Origin of the sequence: Microbulbifer elongatus (assembly GCF_021165935.1) — a bacterium.
Taxonomy (GTDB): Bacteria; Pseudomonadota; Gammaproteobacteria; order Pseudomonadales; family Cellvibrionaceae; genus Microbulbifer; species Microbulbifer elongatus.
The window spans coordinates 1,463,355-1,486,364 of record NZ_CP088953.1 but is presented as its reverse complement, the minus strand read 5'-3'; the positions used below and the strand labels follow the sequence as shown (position 1 = coordinate 1,486,364).

The 23,010-nt window shown below is 58.1% G+C and carries 17 protein-coding genes; 8 read left to right on the top strand and 9 right to left on the bottom strand.

What is annotated here, in order from left to right; all coding sequences use genetic code 11:
* The first annotated feature begins 142 nt into the window (after positions 1-142).
* Positions 143-1,099: a hypothetical protein gene (locus LRR79_RS05955; RefSeq protein WP_231759488.1), complete on the top strand. Its 957-nt coding sequence runs from the start codon at positions 143-145 to the stop codon at positions 1,097-1,099.
* 379 nt (positions 1,100-1,478) lie between these two features.
* Here LRR79_RS05955 and LRR79_RS05950 read toward each other — a convergent pair whose 3' ends face one another.
* The 3 genes from LRR79_RS05950 to LRR79_RS05940 form a co-directional block, all read right to left on the bottom strand.
* Positions 1,479-2,393, bottom strand: a complete 915-nt coding sequence (locus LRR79_RS05950; RefSeq protein WP_231759487.1) for an aldo/keto reductase — start codon at positions 2,391-2,393, stop codon at positions 1,479-1,481.
* A 78-nt stretch (positions 2,394-2,471) separates the two neighbouring features.
* The gene (locus LRR79_RS05945; protein ID WP_231759486.1) at positions 2,472-4,403 is read right to left on the bottom strand and encodes a phytase; all 1,932 of its coding nucleotides are present in this window, start codon (positions 4,401-4,403) and stop codon (positions 2,472-2,474) included.
* 175 nt (positions 4,404-4,578) lie between these two features.
* Positions 4,579-6,735, bottom strand: coding sequence for a TonB-dependent receptor plug domain-containing protein (locus tag LRR79_RS05940; protein ID WP_231759485.1), 2,157 nt, complete (start codon positions 6,733-6,735; stop codon positions 4,579-4,581).
* A gap of 278 nt (positions 6,736-7,013) precedes the next feature.
* Between LRR79_RS05940 and LRR79_RS05935 the strand changes: the two genes are divergently transcribed.
* The gene (locus tag LRR79_RS05935) at positions 7,014-8,969 is read left to right on the top strand and encodes a PhoX family protein (RefSeq protein ID WP_231759484.1); all 1,956 of its coding nucleotides are present in this window, start codon (positions 7,014-7,016) and stop codon (positions 8,967-8,969) included.
* A gap of 26 nt (positions 8,970-8,995) precedes the next feature.
* Here the strand turns inward: LRR79_RS05935 and pstS (LRR79_RS05930) are convergent, their stop codons facing one another.
* Entirely contained in the window at positions 8,996-10,123 is a 1,128-nt protein-coding gene (pstS, locus tag LRR79_RS05930) for a phosphate ABC transporter substrate-binding protein PstS (protein WP_231759483.1), read from the bottom strand.
* Between the two features lie 387 nt (positions 10,124-10,510).
* On the opposite strand from pstS (LRR79_RS05930), the gene pstS (LRR79_RS05925) reads away from it, so the two are divergent.
* The 4 genes from pstS (LRR79_RS05925) to pstB all read left to right on the top strand — a co-directional run bounded on the left by pstS (LRR79_RS05925) (position 10,511) and on the right by pstB (position 14,367).
* Positions 10,511-11,560 carry a phosphate ABC transporter substrate-binding protein PstS gene (gene pstS / locus LRR79_RS05925; protein WP_231759482.1) on the top strand — a complete coding sequence of 350 codons (1,050 nt, stop codon included), beginning with the start codon at positions 10,511-10,513 and terminating at the stop codon, positions 11,558-11,560.
* 109 nt (positions 11,561-11,669) lie between these two features.
* The gene (gene pstC, locus LRR79_RS05920; protein WP_231759481.1) at positions 11,670-12,644 is read left to right on the top strand and encodes a phosphate ABC transporter permease subunit PstC; all 975 of its coding nucleotides are present in this window, start codon (positions 11,670-11,672) and stop codon (positions 12,642-12,644) included.
* The gene (gene pstA, locus LRR79_RS05915; protein WP_231759480.1) at positions 12,641-13,546 is read left to right on the top strand and encodes a phosphate ABC transporter permease PstA; all 906 of its coding nucleotides are present in this window, start codon (positions 12,641-12,643) and stop codon (positions 13,544-13,546) included. The genes pstC and pstA overlap by 4 nt, the downstream gene beginning before the upstream one ends.
* Positions 13,547-13,554: 8 nt before the next feature.
* The gene (gene pstB, locus LRR79_RS05910) at positions 13,555-14,367 is read left to right on the top strand and encodes a phosphate ABC transporter ATP-binding protein PstB (protein WP_231759479.1); all 813 of its coding nucleotides are present in this window, start codon (positions 13,555-13,557) and stop codon (positions 14,365-14,367) included.
* A 4-nt stretch (positions 14,368-14,371) separates the two neighbouring features.
* Here the strand turns inward: pstB and LRR79_RS05905 are convergent, their stop codons facing one another.
* The 4 genes from LRR79_RS05905 to LRR79_RS05890 all read right to left on the bottom strand — a co-directional run bounded on the left by LRR79_RS05905 (position 14,372) and on the right by LRR79_RS05890 (position 18,513).
* A complete protein-coding gene (locus tag LRR79_RS05905) occupies positions 14,372-14,983 on the bottom strand; it encodes a protein-methionine-sulfoxide reductase heme-binding subunit MsrQ (RefSeq protein ID WP_231759478.1) in 612 nt (203 codons plus the stop codon).
* Positions 14,983-15,984 (bottom strand): protein-methionine-sulfoxide reductase catalytic subunit MsrP, encoded by a 1,002-nt coding sequence (gene msrP, locus LRR79_RS05900; RefSeq protein ID WP_231759477.1) that lies wholly within the window; start codon positions 15,982-15,984, stop codon positions 14,983-14,985. The genes LRR79_RS05905 and msrP overlap by 1 nt, the downstream gene beginning before the upstream one ends.
* Positions 15,985-16,083: 99 nt before the next feature.
* Positions 16,084-17,808: a YbaL family putative K(+) efflux transporter gene (gene ybaL, locus LRR79_RS05895; protein WP_231759476.1), complete on the bottom strand. Its 1,725-nt coding sequence runs from the start codon at positions 17,806-17,808 to the stop codon at positions 16,084-16,086.
* Positions 17,809-17,904: 96 nt separating this feature from the next.
* Entirely contained in the window at positions 17,905-18,513 is a 609-nt protein-coding gene (locus LRR79_RS05890) for a MarC family protein (protein WP_231759475.1), read from the bottom strand.
* 67 nt (positions 18,514-18,580) lie between these two features.
* On the opposite strand from LRR79_RS05890, the gene aceK reads away from it, so the two are divergent.
* Together aceK and LRR79_RS05880 are read left to right on the top strand one after the other, a co-directional pair.
* The gene (gene aceK, locus LRR79_RS05885) at positions 18,581-20,338 is read left to right on the top strand and encodes a bifunctional isocitrate dehydrogenase kinase/phosphatase (RefSeq protein ID WP_231759474.1); all 1,758 of its coding nucleotides are present in this window, start codon (positions 18,581-18,583) and stop codon (positions 20,336-20,338) included.
* Positions 20,339-20,433: 95 nt separating this feature from the next.
* Positions 20,434-20,952, top strand: coding sequence for a hypothetical protein (locus LRR79_RS05880; RefSeq protein WP_231759473.1), 519 nt, complete (start codon positions 20,434-20,436; stop codon positions 20,950-20,952).
* Here LRR79_RS05880 and ppk1 read toward each other — a convergent pair.
* Positions 20,949-22,997: a polyphosphate kinase 1 gene (gene ppk1 / locus LRR79_RS05875; RefSeq protein WP_231759472.1), complete on the bottom strand. Its 2,049-nt coding sequence runs from the start codon at positions 22,995-22,997 to the stop codon at positions 20,949-20,951. The genes LRR79_RS05880 and ppk1 overlap by 4 nt on opposite strands.
* Positions 22,998-23,010: the final 13 nt, after the last annotated feature.

Below are 23,010 nucleotides of genomic sequence, written 5' to 3'. Positions count from 1 at the left end.
GCGCATTAATTGTCGCTTCTGCAGTCTACCGAACTTTTCCCCACACCGCTGTGCTCCAGGCCAGATTGCCGTGGCGCCGACCGCCGCCGAGTGGTATGGTTTGCCGTCGTTTGACTACAGAATAAGCAACGAACCCGCCGCAATGAGCTTTTCAGACAGAGAAAAACAGTTGGTACGGGCGGCTTTCGCCTGGGGCCAGATCACCCAGAAAGAAGGCTATACCCTATCTGACCTGGAAATCGAAAAATCCGTCCTTTTCCGTCGCCTGCTCGCCGGTCGCCCACCTCTGGCCTTTCCACCACCCCTGCGCCATGGCTTCCCCTGGTACGAGGTGATCGAGGGCCGCAGCGAACATGTGGTCAACGCCTCTGAAGCCTCTCCGGAGCACAGTATTATCGCCCCGGGCAGCAAGCCCGGTGACACCTGCATTCTGATCGACGGCGCTTTCTGGCGTGTGGCGGAGACGCTGCGCGAGCGTGAGGAATATCTGGTGGAATGGGGTGATTATCCGATGCAGTGGCGCCTGGAGAAGCGCTGGGAAGTGAATTACGAGATGACCCAGCAGCTGAACACCTTCCGCAAGCAGAACCCGGAAGCCAATGTGAGCCTGGCGCCCAGCAGTGGACAGCGCGAATACAGCGAGTTCCGCGTGGACGACGACCAGACTGTCTGGCTTTCCGAGTGGCACCTGACCCGTATCGGCCTGCCGGGCTGGGTGTGGGTTGGTCAGGAGGTGGATGCGGAGCCCTATGCGCACGAACTCGCGCCCATCTGCCAGGATCAACAGGGTCCGCTGGTTCTGGGCGTGGCGGGAGCCGAACGCGGTCCGGGGTGGTTGCGCATCGAGCTGGAGGATGGTGATGCGCGCTACATCAAACTCGGTGACGAACTCGAATACAAGATGGTGATCGCTTCTGCGGTTACCGAATTTGACCGCCTGCTGCACAGCATTGCCGGTGACGATCTCGAGGTGATGGATCGCCGGGGCGACGAATTACTGCGCTGCTATCGCGTGCCCATGCACCTTGCGCCGCTAGAGCAGTTTGACCTCGGGGACGTGAATTATGATCTGGTGCCGGATAACGCTTACGCCGGTTGATTTTCACTCCGCGGTCCTTGGTGCTTCGTAGGTCTTCCAGTGGCGGCTCTGCCGCCGGGAAAGGTTTGCGAGACACGCCGTGAACCCATCCTTGGGGGCTCTTCCGCGAGGTCCCTCTCGCGGAAGGTCTCGCAAACCTTTCCCGGCGTCAGCGCCTTCAATTTTTCCTCTTTTACTTCGACAAAACTTTCGCCAGCACTAACGAAGTGGTTATGGCGGAATTGAAGCGAGGGTGCCGGGTATATGTTTTTGAAAGCGTCGGCGACAGGGACGTCGCCGACGCAGCGTACAGGGATGTATTCACAGCGGTTTCAAAAACATATACCCGGTGCCCTCGCGCCACCGCAACAGCTAAAAAAACAATGCCACCGAGGCCGGATTAATCCACATCCCGCCCACGCCCAGCACGCAACAACTCAAACCACGCTTCTCGATCCAGTTCCATTTCCAACGCAGCCAGCGCTGCAACCAGACGCTTGGGATTACCACTCCCCAGCACCGGAACCATGTGTGAGGGATGCTTCAACAACCACGCCAGCGCCAATTGCATGGGGCCGTTTTCCGCATCTAACCCGAGTGATTTACTCAAGCGAGCCAACTCCTGGTGTACTCGCGTCGCATCTGTGTCGTCGCCACTGAACAAGCGTCCGCCCGCAAATGGTGACCAGGCCATGGGGATCACTTTGTGTTGCTGGCAGTGATCCAGCTGGCCGTCAAACATAGGCTGAGAATGCAATAGTGAAACTTCGATCTGGTTGGCAACCAAGGGTAGAGACAGGTGGGACTGCAACAGATCAAACTGTTGCGGCAGGAAATTGGAAACCCCGAGGTGTTTTACCTTGCCTTCCTGCACCAGGGTCTCGAGAGCGCCGGCCAGCGCGTCCGCATCCATCAACGGATCGGGGCGGTGTAGCAGTAACAGATCCATCTGCTCGACGCCCATATCCCTCAGACTGGTTTCTACCGCCGAGCGGATATGCCCCGCACTGGTATCGTAGTGATTGATCCGCGCACCGGATGCCTCGCCCGCAAGGCGAATACTGCACTTGCTGACAATCTCCATGCGCTCGCGCAATTGTGGTTGCAGCTTCAGTGCCTCGCCAAAAAACTGCTCGCAGCGATAGTCCCCGTAGATATCCGCAAGATCAAAGGTTGTCACTCCCAGGTCCAACATCTGTTCAAACAGCGACACACGCTCAGCCGGGGAATAGCCCCAGTCGGTCAGACGCCAGAGGCCAAAGGCGATGCGAGACAAGGAAAGGTCGGGTGCGAGAGTAGAGGAAATACGCTGCATAAAAAAATCCGCCGGATCAGAAGAGTCCGGCGGATTTTCGCATACAAAGGGAGGTGGCAGTTCCTCCCCCTTACAGGCTTACTGTAACTTCAGCGTTTCGGCGATATCCGCCCAGGAAACCAGCTTGAAGTTCTGGCTCTGGCTGGGCATCCGGTTGCGGCCGTCCTGCACCACCAGCAGGCCCTGCGGGTACTGACTGCCGAGGGCCGCACTGGAGACTTCCAGACCGTCGGTCTCGGAGCTGCCGTCGAGGTTTTTATCCAGGTTGATATCCACTCGGAAGTGCCCCACAAACTGGCTGCCGTCTCGGGAGAACAGTGCGTAGCTGTTGTTGCCCTGACTGGATACCACCAGATAACTCCGGTCGTCGGCGTGGTAGAAGCCCATGCCTTCCACGTCTGCCGCCAGACGCTCACCGTCTACCGGCGCAATCAGCTGAGGCTTGGCCTCACCGGCAACAAATGCCGCAATATCCAGGCGCCAGATACCACCGTCCTCTTCACCGAAGAACAGCATCTGCTGCTCGTCATCCACCACACAGCCCTCCACCTGGCTCTGCACCGGAAGCGCGGCAATTTTCTTGAGACTCCAGTCCACATTACCGGTGCCGGGTACAATCTGCAGCAGCTGCATGGCGCCTTCTTTGTCGGATACCCAGGTCATCAGATCACCGCCCTTGCGGTAGACGCAAAGACCGCAGGGGTCGTCCATTTCCAGGTTGCGCAGGCCCAGGTGCTCCACCTCGCCCGCCGCGGTGATACCAAACAGGCTGACACCGGGGTCGGTGCGGTTGCTGGCGGCGGCAATGGCGACAAATTTGCCATGCTGCATGGGGCGCAGATCCACATTGTTGACCCGGCCGACGGCAAAATGCTCCAGCAGCTTGCCATTCAGGTCGTACACACTGAGGCCGCTTTTCTTGTCGGTACCCAGAATCAGACTGGCCGAGGGATTGACCGGGTTGACCCAGATGGCGGGATCATCGGCGGCATCGCCACCGGAAGTTACCGGCGCGGTCTGGCCGCTGGCGCGCACCCGCGGAATTTCCAACGGCGCGCGGAATGCCTGCATTTCCGCCGCCGGCTCAGGCAATGTCACCGCAAAGCGGTGTACCTGATCACTTTCCTCCGCCAGTGCCAGTAATGCACCCTGTTGCACCGCAGCGGAAACCGGCTCGATTTCCGCCAGGGTTTCCACGAAGCGCGGGGCTTGTCGTGGGACATTGATATTGAACGCCATTACCCGGTCGCCGGCGGTCAGCCAGAGGTTACCACTGGCGTCATCCAGCCACAGGCCACCGAACTCGTCTTCGGAAAGGTCCGCAGCCGCGGCGAACACCTCCCGCGCCTCATCCATTTCCGCATCGACATTCAGGCTCCAGATACCCAGGGGCGGCTGCGCCACCAGCAGTTTGCCATTGCGGTCGTCCACTACACAGGAGGACACCTGCTCACCAAAGTACAGCGGGCGCACGCCGGTGAATTCCCACGCCTGTTCCCGCGGGTGCACGACATACTCATGCCCAAGGCCATTTTCATCAATGGCAAACAGGTGAGTACGCCCCGCCTGGCGAGAGAAGCACATGGCCGCCTGGGGCGCGCTGGTGGCCATCGCTGCGAGATAGCGGATTCTCGGGCTGCCCTCTTCCATGTCCAGAAGACGCAACTGCAGTTCGGCGCTGTCCTCGTTGTACATGGCGATCAGCCAGCTGTCTTCCGCCAGCTGCTGGACCGCGAAACGCTCAACGGTGCCTCCATCCAGGGCGAGCTTTTCTTCACCGCTCGCACGTACCAGTACCAGCCCGCGTTTTTCGCTGGCAAGCAGCAGGTAGTCCTCATCGGCCAGACTGAGGGGCGCGAGCTGGCTGGAGACCACATCGGTCAGTACCAGTGCGGATTGTGGCTGGATGGGCGTAGGGGCTTTCGCGGGGGCATCCACTTTTGGTCCGCAGGCGGAGAGCAGAGTGGCTAAGGCCAGCAAGCCGGCAGTTTTGAAAGTTTTTGATGACATAATTGGCTCGACGGTCTGAGGTTCCCTGGCAGGGTGATTACAGGAGGCAGCAAGTTACACCCATGTCGTTACAGTAAAATGGCAAACAGATGACGCACCCGTTCAACATTTAAAAATAGCAAAAAGCCCGGGACCGACTCTCATCGGTACCGGGCTTTTGCGGAAAAATCCGAACTTAGAACGCAGAACGCCAGGTCAGGCTGTAAGTCGGCGTGCTGTCCTCGTACTGGATTTCATTGACCGGCTCACCGTAGTCGCGGATGTACTCCACCTTTTCCTGATCCAGCAGGTTGGTGCCGCTGAAGCGCAGAACCGATTGCTCAGAAACGTTCCATTCGACGAACAATTCCAGGTTGCCATCGTATTCAGTGATAACGTATTCCTCGAATTCGGTCTCGAGGGATTCGCTGCGCTTCTGGTAGGAGATACCTGCGCCACCAAAGCCCGGCAGGTCCTGGGTCAGGCTGATGTTGTACACGGAATCCGGCTGGTTGCGGAAGGTGCGCATTTCACCAGTGAACGGGTCTTTGATCTCGGAATCGAGGTAGGCGTAGTTGGCGTAGAAACCGGTGTTTTCCAGTCCAACAAATGCCAGCGGCATGGAGATATCAAACTCGACACCGCGGGAAGTGCCGTTGCCCACGTTCATCGGGGTAAACAGTGCGCCACCGGCTTCGGTTTCAACGCCGGTATCGGTCAGCTCAATGACGTCGTCGATATCACGGTAGAAGAAGTTCACACCCACAATACCACGGCCAGGCAGGCGGTGTTCAAAGCCGAGGTCGAAGCCCCAGGCCAGCTCGGATGCCAGATCCGGGTTGCCCACAGTGACATCTTCATCGTCCGGTGTCTCGTCTTCTTCGAACGGAGACACCAGATCGAATTCCGGGCGACGCAGAGTGCGCGCAACAGAGGCTGTTACGCGGTTGTCGTCGTCCATATCCCAACGCAGACTCATGGATGGCAGCAGTTCATTGCTGTCGCTGGTTGCGCTGCCGTCTTCATTGGACACTTCACGCTCGTAGATGTCGTAGCGCAGACCGCCTTCGAGACTGAGGTTTTCCGCCATCGCGAAGGTCAGTTTGGCGTATGGCGCGACACGGGTTTCTTCAATGTCCGCATCCACGTCGAAAAAGCCGGCCTGCAGGCCCGCGCGCTCACTGGCACCGTAAGACAGGCCGGTTTTCAGCTCGGTTGCACCCAGTGCCACGGTATAGCTGCCTTCCAGAGAGTAGTTCTTGTCTTCGATAAACAGAACTTCGTCGCCTTCTTCCACACCTTCGGACACACCATCGTCAAACTCTTCTTCGGTTTCGAAGTTGACGGTGTCTTCCTTGAACTGAGATAGGGCGGCGGAAAGCTCCAGCTCGCCGGACCCCAGGGCGGTGACGTAAACACCGTCGATACCCCAGCTGGTCTGATCGATCTGCTCCTCCTGAGTGGCGATGGCCACCAGATCGCCCTCGGTGCGGCTGATCACGTCACCTTCGAACTCTCTCACCAGTTCGTTTTCGGTACGGTCAGTAAATACGTAGTAGGCGTTGAAGCGCACCTCGGAGGTTTCATCCAGCTGGAAACCGAGAGAACCGTTCAGAGAGTTATCGTTGCCGTCGCGGGTGTCCTCTTCAAAGGCATAGCCTTCCAGAACTTCGTCATCCAAGTAGGCTTCGGTCTTGCGCTTGGGGTTATAGCGCTCCTGGATATTGGCACCCAGCCAGAAATCGTAGTCCTCACCGGCGTGGGCGATGGCCGCAGAACCGATGGTGCGGAAGTCTTCAGAGTCGGCATAGTAGGTGCTGCCCAGACGAGTGGTGATACCCTCGAGCTTAGCGCCATCTTTCAGGATTACGTTCAGAGAACCGGCAACGCCCTGAGAGGTCATGTCTGCGGAAGGAGAGCGGATAATTTCGATACGCTCAACCAGCTCGGAAGGGATACGGTCTACAAAGAAAGTGCGGTCCGCGCCCTGGCCCGGAATCGGGCGGCCATTGATCAGCACTTCCGTGTATTCGGCGTTCATACCGCGCAGCTGCACCGCGTCGTATTCGAGCACGTCAGAGGTGAAGGCGACACCCGGAGTGCGCTTGAGCATTTCACCCACGGTGAGCGGCTCGAAGCGCTGGAAGAAGTCCAGATCGAAAGACAGTGTCGGGTTGATGTCGTCGGTGCGATCGCGGTAAACGTTGGTACCAGTCACCACGATTTCCTCAACGCCGCTGCTGGCACTCATGGCGACAGATTCGCTGGCCGCGCTCTGGGCGGTGGCGTTGACACTGATGATGGCGGCGGCAAGAGGCGCCACCATCTTCAGATTAAATACAGACTTGGTCATAGTTCCCCATCCCCATTCAGGAATTAGTGTTGTCAGATAAGAAGCAGTGGGTCGACCGGTGTCATGGCGTAAACAACCAGGTCCGGCCTGTTGATTTGTGCGCGCAGGCTAGACTTGGCATGTGAAATTTGCGTTACCGTTTTTTTAAATTTGTCATATAGCGCCTGTAACCTTGCCTTCGAAATCGTGAACCAGTACCCGAAAGCACAGGCACAACGGACGCTGCAGACCGAACACAGCCGGCTGCCCCGGGGAATGAACAAAATGGTGAATAATTTATGACACGCAGGAACGACGAAGCTGAAGCCACTGAAGCGCCGGTAAGCCTCACACGGCGCACTCTGTTCAAAGCCTTGGGCGCCGCCACGGCCGCAACCACTGGCGCCTCGTTACTGCCCGGCTGTGGCGCAAAGAGCAGCGACCAGGGTGCGGAGAACCTCGGCTTTGCGGAAATCCCCCACGCGCTGGACTTCCGCCACCACCTACCGGAAGGATACAGCGCCGATCTACTGCTGCGCTGGGGGGATCCACTGGACGCGTTTGCCGGGAGCTTCGTTCCGGAAAAGCTCGACGCCAAAGAACAGGCCCGACGGTTTGGCTACAACAACGATTTTATTGCCTTTATGCCCCTGGACCCCGACGCCGGGCCCGGCGAGGGCGACCGCCACTGCCAGAGCCAGAATAGCGCTCGCGGGCTGCTGTGTGTGAATCACGAATACACGCAACCGCACCTGATGTTTGCAGGCTATACCGAGGCCAGTTCGGTGCGCGGTACCAGTGACGCGCATATCGCCGTCGAGCAGCAGGCGTGTGGACACAGCGTGGTTGAGATCGAGCAGACCAGTGACGGATGGCAGCCGGTGTTGGGCAGCCCCTACAACCGTCGGATAACACTGACCACGGCAATGGAAATCGTCGGTGCCGCCGCGGGCGACAAGCGCCTGCAGACCAGCGAGGACTCAAGCGGCACTCAGGTATTTGGCACGGTGGGCAATTGTGCCGGCGGCAAAACGCCCTGGGGAACCGTATTGATTGCCGAAGAAGGATTTGGCGGTGCATTTCAGGGGGATCCGGATAACGTGGCCGACGAAGTAGAGGCGCGCAATCACCACGCCTTCGGCATTGAAGAAGGTAACCGCAATTGGGGCGACTACGACCGTCGCTTCGATATCACCGTGGAACCGAACGAGCCCAACCGGTTTGGCTGGATGGTGGAATACGATCCCTACGATCCCGAGTCCAAGCCCCGCAAACTCACCGGTCTCGGCCGCTTCGAACACGAAGGCTTCACCGTGGTGAGCAAGCCGGGCGAACCGGTTGTCGCCTACGGTGGTGACGACGACGAGCACCAGTTTGTGTACCGATTTGTCTCCAGTGACGTATATCGTCCCGGCGAAAACGATCACAATCGACAGCTGTTGACCGCCGGCACCCTGTACGCCGGTCAGTTCCGCGAGGGAGGGGCCGGCACCTGGCTGCCCCTGGTTTTCGGTCAGGGACCGTTGACCCCGGAAAACGGCTTCCGCAACCAGGCGGATGTACTGATCGACTGCCGCCGCGCGGCAACACTGCTTGGCGCCACCCCCATGGACCGTCCGGAAGATGTGGAAACCAATCCGGTGAATGACTGCACCTACGTGATGCTCACCAAAAACAAGAAGCGTCAGGCGGGCGATGAAAACCCGGCCAACCCACGGGCGCGCAATACCGCCGGACACGTTCTGGAAATCGTGCCCCCGGGGCGCAACGGACTGCGCGACCACGCAAATGACACCTTTCACTGGAATACCTTCCTGCTGGGCGGCAACCCCAATGCGGAAGATCCAGCGGAGCGCGGGGCCTATGGCCAGCAGCAACCGGCCAATATCTCCACCCACGGCTGGTTCGCCAACCCGGACAACGTGGCATTCGATGGGCTGGGAAATATGTGGATAGCAACGGACGGCTGCGAGGACTTCGGTTTTCACGATGGCCTCTGGGCCATGGCCACCGAAGGTGAGCGACGTGCAGCACCCAAGCACTTTTTTGGGTGCCCACAAGGCGGGGAGATCTGCGGTCCGGAATTTACCCCGGATGGCAAGACGCTGTTTGTGGCGGTGCAACACCCGGCCGACGCAGATAATTCCACCTTCGACACGCCCCTGCACCGCTGGCCGGACAACGACCCGCAACTGCCGCCGCGACCATCGGTTCTGGCGATTCGCCGCGACGATGGCGGCAGCGTTGGTAGCTAGCGGGTAGCCACCCAGGTGATCGGGGCTTACTCCGGAGTGGGCAGTGGCCCGCTGGCTCCGCGGGAGTCGAAATACTCAAGCAGCCTACTGCGACCGCTTTCCGGAAAGGGGATATAGCCCATCTCTGTCACTATGGCCTGGCCCTCCCCCAGGCCATAGTGGACCAGCGCGTTCAACACTGGTGCTACATCCGGGTTGCGATAGGTTTTGCGCATGATCAACCAGGAGAAACTGACCAGCGGATAACCGTGTTGACCTCCGGGGTCGGCAATATTTTGCCGGGTCAGGTGCCCCTCAAAGCTGGTCAGGGCAGACTCGAAACTTTCCGGTCCGGGAGCAATCATGTTACCGGCGCGATTCTCCAGAGCTGCCATGGCCAGATTGGCATTCTCCGCATAAGCGTACTGCACATAACCCAACGCCCCCGGTACCGACCCGACGATTCTGGCAATACCCGCATTGCCCCGCGCCCGTATCAGGCTGCCGGCGTCTTTTAATCCAGAGGGCCACTGGGGATCTTTCGACGCACCGATTTTATCCGCGAAGGCATCGCTGTACGCTGCAATGTGCGTGGTCATATGCAGGGTGGTACCGCTGGCTTCGGCGCGCGCCACCAGGGTGATCTTCTGATCGGGTAAATTGTCTGCTGGATTGTCTTTCTGCACCTCGGGATGGTTCCACCGGCGGATCTCACCGAGCAGAATTTTCGCCAAGACCTCCCGGCTCAATTTCAGCTGTTCAACCCCATCCAGGTTGTAGATGAACACGATGGCGCCAGCAGCCATTGGCAACTGCAGCACTCCACCGTCTGCGCGTTGCCTTTGCGCGTTATCCAGGGGGTAATCAGAACCGGCAAAATCAATCCGGCCCTGGAGGAAGTTGGTGATACCAGCTGCGCTTCCCACGCTCTGATAATCCACCTGATATTTCTGGTCTCTGTTGTAGAGCGCCTTGAACCAGCGCTGATAAAGTGGCGCGGCAAAGCTCGCTCCGGCGCCTACAACACGGGCGCGCCCTTCCACATCGTCATCGTGCCTTCCCTGCGAGATATCCTTGAACAGCGAAATACCCGCCGCGATCAATACAGCGAGGAAAGCCATCAGCAATATCAGACGCAACGTACGATTGGGAGCCACCTTTCCACGCTCGTTCATCCGGGTACCATTTTTATTTCTCTTTCGTCTGCACTCTGTATAGCAAAGGCCACAGCCTGGACAGGCAAATCCAATCCGTTTCATCATCAAAATCAAATGACCGCAATAAATCGGTCATACCGCGGTAACAAATGACGGGTAAATTGGCATCGTCGTACAGGTTCACAAAAATGCAATATTCTTTGTGCACCTTGCACGCCGGCTTAACTAGTATCTACGGGTGTGCGCCCAATTCCGTTTCATGTCGCACTGATCCACATGACGTGGCTATATTCACCGATGCCATCCATCCTTATTAAAAGGCCTAGCATGATGTTGACGCTGTCATTCCTGAAACACGTAAATCGCGCGCTCTGCGCTGGTACCGGAATCCTTCTTGCTGCGACAATGATAACTGCCTGTTCCGGCGGCTCTTCCGATGGTCAGAGCGGTACAGATTCCTCCGCTGGTAACGGTGAGAATGTGCAACTTAATGGCTCCGGCGCCAGTTTTCCGTTTCCGATCTATTCCAAATGGTTCAAGGATTTTTCACGCAAAGAAAGCGGAATCCGTGTGGATTACCAGGCCAAGGGCAGCGGTGCCGGCATTCAGGACTTCGTAAACGGCGTGGTGGATTTCGCGGCATCCGATGCGGCGATGAAAGAAGAGGAAATCGCCAAGGTACAGAAAGGTGTGATACTGCTGCCAATGACCGCGGGTGAAGTGGTAATGGCGTATAACCTTGAGGGGGTGACAGAGCTCAAGCTGCCCAGGGATGTGTATCCGGAAATTTTCCTGGGCAAGATCGACCGCTGGAATGACCCGAAGATCGCTGCCGCCAACCCCGGCGTCGAGCTTCCCGATACGAAGATCACAGTAGTCACCCGCTCGGACTCCTCCGGCACCTCCTACGTATTCACCGGTCACCTGAGCGCCGTCAATGCCGACTTCAAGTCGGCCGTCGGCCAGGCAAAGGCGCCCAACTGGCCAAATAGCGCGAATTTTGTAAAAGCTCCGAAAAATGACGGTATCGCGGCCCAGATCAAGCAGACCCCGGGGGCCATCGGTTATGTGGAGTACGGATTTGCCAAATTGACCGGCCTGCCCGTGGCACAGCTGGAAAACAAAAGCGGCGCATTTGTATCCCCAGGCCCGGAGGCAGGCATCGCCGCCCTCGCCAGCGCCAAGTTTCCCGAAGGCAACCTGCCGGGCACAGAGATTCCAAACCTCATTGTCTGGGTAACCGACCCGGAGGGTGCCAACGCCTACCCGATCGCCAGCTTTACCTGGCTGCTGGTTTACGCCGATCAGGACGATCAGAAAGCCGCCGCCATGCAGAAGCTCGTGGAATACATGCTGAGTGACGAAGCGCAGGATCAGGCCGACAGCCTTGGCTATATCCCGCTGCCACAAAACGTCCGCGCGAAAGTGCGCGAGGCCGCGCAACACATCCAGTAACGGCGGCCATACCCTATCGGCCAACATAGCGAATGCCCCGCACCGGAAGCACCGGCCGGGGCATTCTGTTTATTGCACTGTTTTATCTTGAGAAACCCAGAACCCCGGCATGTCCAGAGCACTATTCAAACAAAAAATCGGCAAGGGCATCACACGCCCCCCAGGCAATAGTGAAATCTATGGGGACGTGGGTTTTCGCTTTTTCTCCATTGCCTGCGCCTGGTCCATCATTCTGCTGATCCTGTTTATCCTGTGGATGATCGGCAAGCAGGCAATTCCCGCCATGGAAAAATATGGTTTCGGGTTTCTTACCGGTACCACCTGGGATGTGAACAAGCAGGAATTTGCGGTACTGCCGGAAATCTGGGGCACCCTGTACAGTTCGATACTGGCGTTGATCTGGGGTGGCATTCTCGGTGTGACCATTGCCATCTTTCTCACCCAGGAGTTCATTCATGCCAAGGTCGCCAGTGTTTTTCGCCTGACCGTAGAATTGTTGGCGGCCATTCCATCCGTGGTGTACGGCCTGTGGGGAATCTACGTGCTGATTCCCCTGTTGCGGCCGGTGGCGCACTGGTTACACGAACATTTTGGCTGGTTCCCATTTTTTGAAACGGAACTCGGAGGCCCCGGCATGGCCCCCGCAGCATTAGTGCTGGCGGTGATGATCCTGCCCACAGTGGCCGCCATCTCCGTGGACGCCTTCCGCCAGATCCCGGCGAAAGTAAAAGAGGCCACCTACGGTATGGGCACCACCCGCGCGGAAGCCATTTTCAAGGTATTACTGCCCACGGCATCGTCCGGTCTGCTCGCCGCGCTGGTGCTCGGTTTTGGCCGCGCGCTGGGCGAAACCATGGCTCTCGCCATGTTGATTGGTAACAGCAACCAGATCAGCCTGTCCTGGTTTTCTCCCGCCAACACACTGGCATCGCTGATGGCATCCAGCTTCCCCGAGGCCGGTGGGGTGGAAGTACAGGCGCTGATGTACGCCGCCCTGGTGCTCCTGCTGATCACGTTCCTGGTAAATCTCGGTGGTCTCTATATCCAGCAGCTCACCATGCGTAAGTTCGAGGGCAGCAAATGAAGGATCTGAAAACGCCCAAGCAGCTGCGCAAAGAGGGCTGGAAAGGCCTCAACCTTAAACGCGAACCCTTCGAGAGCCGCTCCCTTGGCAACAGTGTATTCAGCGTCATGGTGTGGCTGCTTGCACTGATCGCCGCCGTTCCCCTGTTGTCAATCATTTACATGTTGCTGAGCCATGGGGGCGCGCGACTCTTTAGTGAGTTTGTGCCGGTCCTCACCGAACTTCCCCCGGCCGGCTTTGAAATGGGCGGTGGTATCGGCCCCGCCATTGTTGGCACCCTGATCATGGTCGCCATTGCCAGCACCATCGCAGTGCCCATGGGTATTCTTACCGCCATCTCGATCAAAATACTCGGCAGAGACAGCACGCTGGGACGCAGCGCGCACTTTACCGCCAAGGTACTGACCGGTTTTCCTTCCATCCTGTCGGGTGTATTCGTGTATGCGGTACTGGTGATCAAGTTCGGCTACTCGGCACTGGCCGGCGGCGTGGCCCTCGCCGTACTCATGCTGCCCACCATCATTATCGCCGCAGAGGAAGCCCTGGGGCAGGTACCCAAACGTATGACGGATGCGGCCTATGGCATGGGCTGCACTCCCACACAGGTCATGTGGAGGATTACCCTGCCCACGGCACTGCCCGGGATTATGACCGGTGTCATGCTGGCGGTAGCAGGTGCGGCCGGGGAGTCCGCACCGTTGCTGTTTACCGCGCTGTTCAGCAACTATTACCTTTCCCATATGAACGAGCCCACCGCCTCCCTGTCGGTGTTGATTTACAACTTCTCGGGGATGCCCTTTGACAATCAGATCGAACTGGCGTGGACCGCGTCACTGGTCCTGGTAATCATCGTATTAATTTTCAATTTGTTTGCCCGCGCAATCAGCCGCAAGAAAAACTGAGCCCGGAAATGAGCCTACCTCGCAGTCAAGCCGCCGATACGGCGCCCTCGGAAACCGTGATCGATTGTCAGATCGACAAAATCCATTACGGTGATTTTCTCGCCGTGCGGGACAGCAAGATCCCCATCGAGCAGAAAAAGATCACCGGTTTTATCGGCCCCTCTGGCTGCGGCAAGAGCACCGTATTGCGCTGCCTGAACCGAATGAATGACCTGATCCAGACGTTTCGCTTTGAAGGCCAGGTGCACTATCACGGTCAGGACATCTACGCCAAGGACGTGGACCCGGTGGTGGTGCGCCGGTATATCGGCATGGTGTTCCAGCAACCAAACCCTTTCTCCATGAGCATTTACGAAAATGTGGCGTTTGGTCTCAAGCTGAACAAATTCAAGGGCGACATGGACAAGAAGGTCGAGAAGGCGCTCAAGCGCGCCGCCCTGTGGGATGAGGTAAAAGATAAGCTGAAAGCCAGTGGCCTATCGCTGTCCGGTGGTCAGCAACAGCGCCTGTGTATCGCCCGCGCCATTGCGTCAGAGCCGGAAGTTCTGCTGATGGACGAGCCCTGTTCCGCCCTTGACCCCATCGCCACCCGCCAGATTGAAGAGTTGATGCTGGAGCTGAAAAACCGGTACACCGTGGCGATTGTCACCCACAATATGCAGCAGGCCATGCGCGTGGCCGACAATACCGCGTTTTTCTCTGTGGATATCTCTCAGGGCGGGCGCACCGGCTATCTGGTCGAGATGGGTAATACCGAGCAGGTATTTGAGAACCCGCAGCAGACCCTGACCAAGGAATATATTTCCGGCGAGTTCAGCTGAGCATTCAGCGAAAGCTTCTTGCCCACCGCGCCACGGCCTGGTGTCGCCAGGCCAAAAGCGCCAGCGCCACCGCCGTGTAGACTGCCGGCTCGATCCAGCCGCTTTTGACCGACCACCAGAAATGCCAGCAGGCCAGTATGACCACCAGGTACAGCAGGCCGTGGAGTTTTTTCCAGTTGCGCCCCATTTTTTTGAGCAGGGCCGGAATCGACGTCACCGCCAGCATCAGTAAAACCAGCCACGCAGAAAACCCCAGCAGAATATAAGTGCGCTTGACCAGCTCGGCACCGATCAGAGACCAGTCCAATCCAAGATCCAGTACCAGCCAGGCGGCAAAGTGCAGCGTGACCCAGACAAAGCACCAGAGCCCCAGGGGGCGGCGCAACCGGTTCAGCTGACCGACATGTACCGCTTTGGCCAGTGGCGACACCAGCAGGGTGAGTAGCAGAAGGCGAATGGCGCCCATACCCAGGTAGTGAATCAGCTCTTTCACAGGATCGCCGCCAAGTCGCCCGTCCGTAATCGCCACATACAACCACAGCAGCGGCAACAGAGCACCGATATGCACCGCGACCTGGAGGCCGCTGGCAACGGGCTTTTTCCAGCTCCCCGCCACTAGTAATACTTCCGCAGATTCATATTGCGGTACAGCCCGGCGACCTCTTCCCCGTAGCCATTGAACGGCAGGGTCGGCTGACGCTTCACGGCAAACAAACCGCCGGGGCCGATAAAGCGCTCACTCGCCTGAGACCAGCGGGGGTGATCCACTTCCGGGTTCACATTGGCATAAAAGCCGTATTCCTGCGGCGCCAGCTTGTTCCAACTGGTAGGCGGCATCTTTTCCACCAGCCGGATTTTCACGATCGACTTGATGCCTTTGAAGCCGTATTTCCACGGTACGACAAGGCGGATGGGCGCACCGTTCTGTGGCGGCAGGGTTTTTCCGTAGAGCCCCACAGACAGGATGGCAAGCGGGTGCAAGGCCTCGTCCGTACGCAGCCCTTCCACATAGGGGTAGTCCACACCACCCCCCACATAACGATTGCGCTGGCCCGGCATCTGCTCCGGGTCATAGAGTGTCTCAAAGGCCACATATTTGGCGCGGCTTGTGGGTGCGAAGCGCTTCAGAAACTTGCCCAGCTCGAATCCCACCCAGGGGATATTCATGGACCAGGCTTCGACACAGCGCATGCGGTAGATCCGCTCTTCCAGTCCGATTTCCCCCATCAGTTTCCACACGTCTACAGTGCCGGGCTTCTCCACTTCTCCTTCCACGGTGAGCGTCCAGGGCTCGGTTCTCAAGCGCTGGGCGTTTTCCGCCGGATCCGTTTTACCGGTTCCGAATTCGTAAAAGTTATTGTGGCTGATGACTTTGGCCTGAGGAGTAAGCACCAGATCCGGCGCCGGCTTGTGCGGGTTGAAGGTCAGCGGTTTGCGCGGCGCCGCCTGCGCCGCGTCACTGCCAAACAGGTCCAGCGCCCGGGTGTTGCCGGCGAGCAGTAAACTGCCTATACCGGCACCGAGCCCCGTGAGCACACGGCGCCGGGAGATATACACGGACTCAGGGGTGGTCTGCTGTTCCGACAGCTGGTGGCGGCGGGGAGATTTGATCAGCACGGTGATACTCCTGAGATTGATGCGGTTATCGGATGTTGGTCGTCATCTCAGGCCGGTTCTTACACTCTGTGCGAGAAATCCGCCGCCCGCGGCGGAAATTCAGGTTTCCGCCTCTGACGCCAGACGTTGGACCGCAAAGTCACCCATATTGTTCGCGAGCTCACGCTCGCCGACAAAGACCGCTGTGGCGCCTGCCTTGCGCAGCAGTGGCTCCACTTCTTCGTTTTCCGCACACACCAGTATGCTGATTTCCGGTCGCAGCAACTTTGCGGTGGCCATCATTTTCTGTGTGCGCACCGTGTCCGGCACCGTGATGATCAGCATACGCGCACGGGCCACATGGGCCTGAATCAGCACCTCCTCATCTGCGGCATCGCCACAGACCGCCGGAATATCCTGTGCGCGCAGCTGCTCCACCCGCTCCCGCTGGATATCCGCCACCACCACCGACATACCACTCCTGCGCAGCTGGGTACCGATATGACTACCCAGTACCCCGTAACCCACTATCAGCGCATGCCCGGTCAGGGAGCGCAGATCGGTGGTCATCGGCAGCTCCGCCAGAGGATCGTCGGTGCGCTCCATAAAGCGCGCCAGTCTGGAGCGGCCGCGTATCCAGCGCTGGGCCGGCTCCAGCAGATTGAACAACAGAGGATTGAGCGCGATGGAAATCAACGCACCGGCGACGATCAGATTCTGCCCCTGTTCCGGCAATAGGCCGAGGGAGGCACCGAGCGCGGCGAGGATAAACGAGAACTCACCGATCTGCGCCAGACTCGCAGAAACCGTAAATGCCGTATTCAGCGGATAACGGAACAGCAGCACCAGCCCGAAGGCCGCGAGCGTCTTGCCGAACACAATGATCGCCACCACCGTCAGTACCCGCAGCGGCTCCTCGATCAGCATGGCGGGATCGAACAGCATACCCACCGATACAAAAAACAGTACCGCAAAGGCATCCCGCAGGGGCAGAGACTCTTCCGCCGCGCGGTGGCTGAGCGCGGACTCCCGCAACACCATACCGGCAAAAAACGCCCCCAGTGCGAAGGACACCCCAAAAATGATTGACGAGAAATAGGCGATCCCCATGGCGATGGCGATCACTCCAAGGGTAAACAGCTCACGGGAGCCGGTACGGGCCACCTGCCACAACAACCACGGAAAAAAGCGCTTGCCGCCGAGTAACATCAGTGCGATGAAGATCGCCACCTTGCCCAGGGTCAGAGCGACAGTGGTCAGCAGTGTGGTCTCGCCAGTACCCCCTCCGTGTCCATCTGTGGCGGCTCCGGGAGTGCCGCCGAGCCAGCCCGCCAGCGCCGGCAGCAGCACCAGCGCAAAGACCATCACCAGGTCTTCAACGATCAACCAGCCCACCGCGATACGCCCGTTCTGGCTGTCCAGCAGCCCTCTCGACTCCAGGCCCCGCAACAGCACCACAGTGCTCGCCACCGAGAGCGCCAGACCAAATACCACACTGGCGCCAATGCTCCACCCCCACCACTGCGCAACCGCGGCACCGAGGGTGGTGGCCACCAGTATCTGGGCGACGGCGCCGAAAATCGCAATGCGGCGCACGGCCATCAGATCTTTGAGGGAAAAATGCAGGCCGACGCCGAACATCAATAGAATCACACCAATTTCCGCCAACTGCTGTGACAGAGTGACATCCGCCACAAAGCCGGGGGTCGCCGGGCCGATCATTACGCCGGCAATCATGTAACCCAGCAGCGCCGGCATGCGCAGGCGAACGGCGACAAAGCCGAGCACCAGCGCCAGCCCCAGGGCGACGGAAATCGTGGTAATCAGTGCAATATCGTGGTGCAAATCCCCTCCTGTAAATAGATTTTTCGGGCACCACTAAGTGCACCGTTGGAACGTCGGTGTGGAAGAATGGTTCGGCAGTGCAACTGCCAACTGAAATCAGGTCATAAAGAACTGCTGCAGACCAACCAGCACATTGGTGGTGGCGACAGAGGCGAGAATCAACCCCATAACCCGGCTGACGATGCTGGCCCCGGAATCGCCGATCCAGCGGTAAATCCAGTTGGCCGCCAACAGCAGCACCAGCACGATCCCCAGTACGGCGAGCATGGCGGTCGCGGATTTTACCTGGTGTATGGGATCAAAGCGGTGGTTATCCGTCAGCACCACCGCAGCCAGCATGGCCCCGGGGGAGGCAATCGAAGGCACCGCCAGGGGGAAGATCGCGGTCTCCCGGCCATCGCGGATGATCTCTACCTCGCTTTCCGGCTTGCCCTCGCCAAATATCATGGTCAGGGCGAACAGGAATAACACGATGCCACCGGCCACCTGAAACGCCGACAGCGGCACGCCAATGGCCTCGAGGAGATACTGCCCCAGCAGTAGGAAAAAGGTCAGGATGCCCGTCGCCACCGCGACCGCCAGCAAAGCAATTTTACGCCGCTGCCACTCCGTATGGCGGGAGGTCACGGCGATAAACACCGGGAGCGTGCCCACCGGATCGATTACCGCGAAGAAAAAGACAAAGCTGCTGATCCAATCGTTCAAGGAGGTGCCCGTTAGCCCGTGCTAGTATCGAAGAAATAGAGGACATGATTCCATAAGAGTCTAGTGCATGACAAACCATTCCCCGACAGCCCGAAGAATCGCCAAAACCATCCTCAATGGATTCGATGCGTATTTTGCGGATTTTCAGAACATGACACTAGGGGCAAAGGCGCGCTTTGAGACGGCGGCATGGCCTGCGGTGCATGAAACCAACAAAGAGCGCATTGATCTGTACAAGATCAAGGTCAATCAGGTGCTCAAGCTGGTGCACTCGGTCACCAGTAAGGACACCACCCAGCTGGAGCTCTGGGGCCAGGCCAAGTCCACCTACAGCCAGCTGATTGCCAACCACAACAACTACGAAATCGCCGAGACCTTTTTCAACTCGGTCTTCTGCAGCCAGTTTCAGCACGCGCACATTCACGACAACCACATATTCGTGAAGCCCTCGCGGGCACCGGATGAAAAGCCCCTGCGGGACTATTCCATCTATATCAGCTACAGCGGCCGCGACGGCCTGCGGGCAATGATCGAGGATATTCTCGCGGACTACAGCTTCTCGATTCCCTGGGAAGATATGGCGCGGGATGTGGATAACGTCTGCCAGGCCCTGCGCGAGGGCCCTCTCGCCGGCAGACTGGCGGATGAAGAGGACGAGCAACGCCTGCGGATAGACATGCTCGAGTCGGTGTTTTACCGCAACAAGGCGGCTTATCTGGTAGGACGCCTGATGTTTGCCGGCGAGGTCATCCCACTCATCCTGCCCTGCCTCAACAATGGCCGGGGCCATGTATTTGTGGATACCCTGATCCACGACAACGACTCCACCAGTATTATTTTCAGTTTTACCCGCTCCTACTTTATGGTGGATGCGCCCATCCCGTCGCGGTTCGTGCGCTTTCTGTCCACAATCATGCCGCTCAAGGAAAAGTCCGAACTATACAATTCCATCGGTTTCCACAAGCACGGTAAGACCGAGTTCTACCGCCATATTCTGGCCCACATGAAGGTAAGCAACGACAAGTTCGTGATCGCGCCCGGCATCAAGGGCATGGTGATGAGCGTGTTTACCCTGCCTTCTTACCCGGTGGTGTTCAAGGTCATCAAGGACAAGTTCGACAATCCGAAAACCGTGACCGAGGAGATCGTTCGAGAAAAATACAAATTTGTATCCCGCGCCGACCGGGTGGGGCGCATGGCGGACACCCAGGAGTACACCAACTTCATTTTTTACCGCAATCGCTTCAGCGACGCGTTGCTGAACGAACTGCAGACGCTGGCACCGTCCAAACTGCATGTGGATGACAAATGGGTAATTATCAAGCACCTGTATGTGGAGCGGCGTATGGAGCCACTGAACCTGTATCTTGACCAGGCGGACGAACAACAGACTATCGAAGCGATGGAAGAATACGGCAACGCCATCAAGCAGCTGGCGGCAGCCAACATTTTCCCCGGCGACATGCTGCTGAAGAACTTCGGGGTGACCCGGCATGGCCGCGTGGTGTTTTACGATTACGATGAACTCTGCCCGCTCACCGAGTGCAACTTCCGCAAGATTCCCGAGCCCCAGACCGCCGAGCAGGAACTGGCCGACCGGCCCTGGTACACCGTGGACGAGGCCGATGTATTCCCGGAGGAATTCCGCCTGTTTTTCTCCGGCAACCCGGTGGCGCGCAAGGCATTCGAAGACCAGCACAGCGATCTGTACGATTATCGCTACTGGCAAAGGCTGCAGGAGCGTATCCGCGCCGGGCGTGTGGAAAGCACCTTCCCTTACCGCCGCAAGGTGCGCTTCAAGCGCCATAAAAAGCCGCATTCGTAAGGGCGCCGCTGGCAACGCCCGGCGTGAACCGCGGAACGGCGGTGCAGATCTGCGGCTATAGTTAGGGGAGCGGATTGATACCGAGGAGGTAGCACGTGCGGTATTTTGGTGGTAGCACACTTTGCGCAGGCCTGGCGCTGTGGAGCCTGACAATGACCGGCTGTGGGTATCTCCCCAGCGAAATGGCGCCCAAACCCAAAGCCACCGAAACCAGTGAACGCAAAGCACCGGCGGTGGCGGCCGGAGTCAAGATCCACGCCGCCAGCTGCACCACCCGCGCCAAAGGCTACAAGGTGCTCACTTTTGGCGACCTCTACGAAATCACCGGCGACCCGAGAGACCCCTTTCGCCCCGCCGCCAACCTCCCGCCCAAGTACGATGTACGCGCTTTTGTATGGGGTTACGACAACTGCATGGCGAAAGGCAACTGTGCCCACGGCGATCACTACTGGCTGATCGGCCGCGGTCCGGAAGGTGATTTTTCCACCTGGGTAGTCACGCCCCAGTTTCCCCGTATCACCATCGAATCCCGATGCAAAACCCAGCTGAAAGTCGGTGAGCGCTACCGATTCTCCTTTGATAATGGCAAGCTGGTGGGGTTTAGCAAAAACTAAATCTCGCGTTTTTTCAGGAACCGGTAAATAGCATCCTGTGAACGCACATTGCGCTTACTATTGCGGTTGGCAATACGGCTATTGGTCTGCTCCGCATCCAGCACCCGCGCCTTCTGATTGTCCTGCCACTGCAACTCGAGAATATTCATCACCGTCTCCCGGTGCGCTTCGCTCAATAACGGAAAGGTGACCTCTACCCGGTGGTCGAGATTGCGGGTCATCAGATCCGCAGAGGACAGGTAAACCTGCTGATCACCACCATTGTGGAAAGCGTACACGCGCGCGTGCTCCAGGAACTTATCCACAAGGCTGATCACCTTGATGTGGTCGGACAGCCCCTTCTCGTCACACAACAGCGCACACATGCTGCGCACGATGATCCGCACCCGCACGCCGGCGGCATTCGCCCGATACAGGTACTCGATCACTTCGCGGTCGACCAGATTATTACACTTGATGAATATCTCTGCGGTTTGACCGGCGGCCGCCGCAGCGATCTCGCGCTCGATCGCCGCCAGAATATTGGGGCGATTGCTGTGGGGTGAACTCCAGATATGGCTGTACGCCGGCTGCAGATGCGGCTGCCGGATAAAGTCGAATACCTGGTATGCATCCTGCCCCAGGTTGCCATCGCTGGTGAGCAGGCTGAAGTCGCAGTAAAAACGCGCCGTGCTCTCGTTGAAATTTCCGGTGCCAAAATGGCTGTAGTAACGATCGCGCCCGTTCTCTTCACGCACGATGGAAATCAACTTGCAGTGCACCTTCAATCCCGGCACCCCGTAGATCACCTCCACCCCGGCATCGCTCAGTTCGTTGGACCAGTGAATATTCGCCTGCTCGTCGAAGCGCGCCTGTAATTCCACCACCGCGGTCACCTGTTTCTGGTTGCGCACCGCATTGACCAGCGCCGCCACCACACGGGAATTTTTGGCCACCCGGTACAGATTGATGCGGATCTCCCGCACCTTGGGGTCGATGGCGGCCGAGGCCAGCAACTTGGTGATTACCCGGAAGTCGTGATAGGGGTAATAGCAGAGCCGGTCTTTCTCATTGAGCCAGTCGAAAATATTGGCACTGTCCGGCAGTGTCGGCAAAGGCTTGATCGCGCGATAGGTATGTTGCTTGCTGTCCGCCGGAAAGCTCATGAAGTCTTTGGAGTTGTGGTAGCGGCCGCCGGGCGTATAGCTGTCGTAACGGCCCATCTTGAGCTTTTTCTTGATCAGCTGCAGCAGCACTTCCGGCATGGTGGAGTCATACACCAGGCGTACCGGTTCAGCCTGCTTGCGCTTTTTGAGTGACTTGGCCACCCGGTCGACAATGTTCTGGGTAACATGCTCACCGAGTTCCAGCTCTGCATCGCGACTGATTTTAAATGTGTACGCTGCCGCCTTTTCGATGGGCAGCACATTGCGAAACACATCCACCAGACAGGCGCGGATGACATTGTCGAGCACGATATACACTTTCTCGTGCTTTTTTTCCCGGTGGGGAATGGCGATGAAACGGGGCAGAATATCCGTCGGAATTTCCAAGGCGGCAAAGCGCAGACTACCGTCTTCAAGCTCCAGATAAATTCCGAAGTAAATACTCGCTTCATTCAGCAACGGCATGGTGTCCCGGTCGTCGATGAAAAAGGGTTCGAGCTCCGGCAACACCTCCCGATGGAAATACTCTTCCACATACTCGCGCTGACCATCGGTTAGCTGGCGCTCATTGATCAGATGGATATTGTGCTTGCCCAGATCTTTAAGCACCTTGGTGTAGGCATTACCGAAGCGCGCCTGCAGCCGCAATACCTTCTCGTTGATATTGCCCAGCAGCTCAGAAAATTCCTCTTTCTTTTTACTGCCCTTGGTAAAAGTGGCGAGGCGGCGGACATCGGCGACCCGAACCCGGTAGAATTCGTCCAGATTGTTGGAGAAGATGCCCAGGAAACGTACCCGCTCGATCATGGGCACGCTCTCGTCTTCCACCTCCTGCAGTACGCGGGCGTTAAAAGACAACCAGCTGAGTTCTTTGGGATAGACCGGAATATCGTTTGCCATACTCTCTACTGCT

What these genes read in the sequence shown, in the direction of transcription:
- pstC (WP_231759481.1), top strand. Translation starts at nt 11,670, where the DNA reads ATGTCCAGAGCACTATTCAAACAAAAAATCGGCAAGGGCATCACACGC.
- ppk1 (WP_231759472.1), bottom strand. Translation starts at nt 22,997, where the DNA reads ATGGCAAACGATATTCCGGTCTATCCCAAAGAACTCAGCTGGTTGTCT.
- pstB (WP_231759479.1), top strand. Translation starts at nt 13,555, where the DNA reads ATGAGCCTACCTCGCAGTCAAGCCGCCGATACGGCGCCCTCGGAAACC.
- LRR79_RS05935 (WP_231759484.1), top strand. Translation starts at nt 7,014, where the DNA reads ATGACACGCAGGAACGACGAAGCTGAAGCCACTGAAGCGCCGGTAAGC.
- pstS (WP_231759483.1), bottom strand. Translation starts at nt 10,123, where the DNA reads ATGAACGAGCGTGGAAAGGTGGCTCCCAATCGTACGTTGCGTCTGATA.
- LRR79_RS05940 (WP_231759485.1), bottom strand. Translation starts at nt 6,735, where the DNA reads ATGACCAAGTCTGTATTTAATCTGAAGATGGTGGCGCCTCTTGCCGCC.
- LRR79_RS05955 (WP_231759488.1), top strand. Translation starts at nt 143, where the DNA reads ATGAGCTTTTCAGACAGAGAAAAACAGTTGGTACGGGCGGCTTTCGCC.
- LRR79_RS05950 (WP_231759487.1), bottom strand. Translation starts at nt 2,393, where the DNA reads ATGCAGCGTATTTCCTCTACTCTCGCACCCGACCTTTCCTTGTCTCGC.
- aceK (WP_231759474.1), top strand. Translation starts at nt 18,581, where the DNA reads ATGACAAACCATTCCCCGACAGCCCGAAGAATCGCCAAAACCATCCTC.
- pstS (WP_231759482.1), top strand. Translation starts at nt 10,511, where the DNA reads ATGATAACTGCCTGTTCCGGCGGCTCTTCCGATGGTCAGAGCGGTACA.
- pstA (WP_231759480.1), top strand. Translation starts at nt 12,641, where the DNA reads ATGAAGGATCTGAAAACGCCCAAGCAGCTGCGCAAAGAGGGCTGGAAA.
- LRR79_RS05945 (WP_231759486.1), bottom strand. Translation starts at nt 4,403, where the DNA reads ATGTCATCAAAAACTTTCAAAACTGCCGGCTTGCTGGCCTTAGCCACT.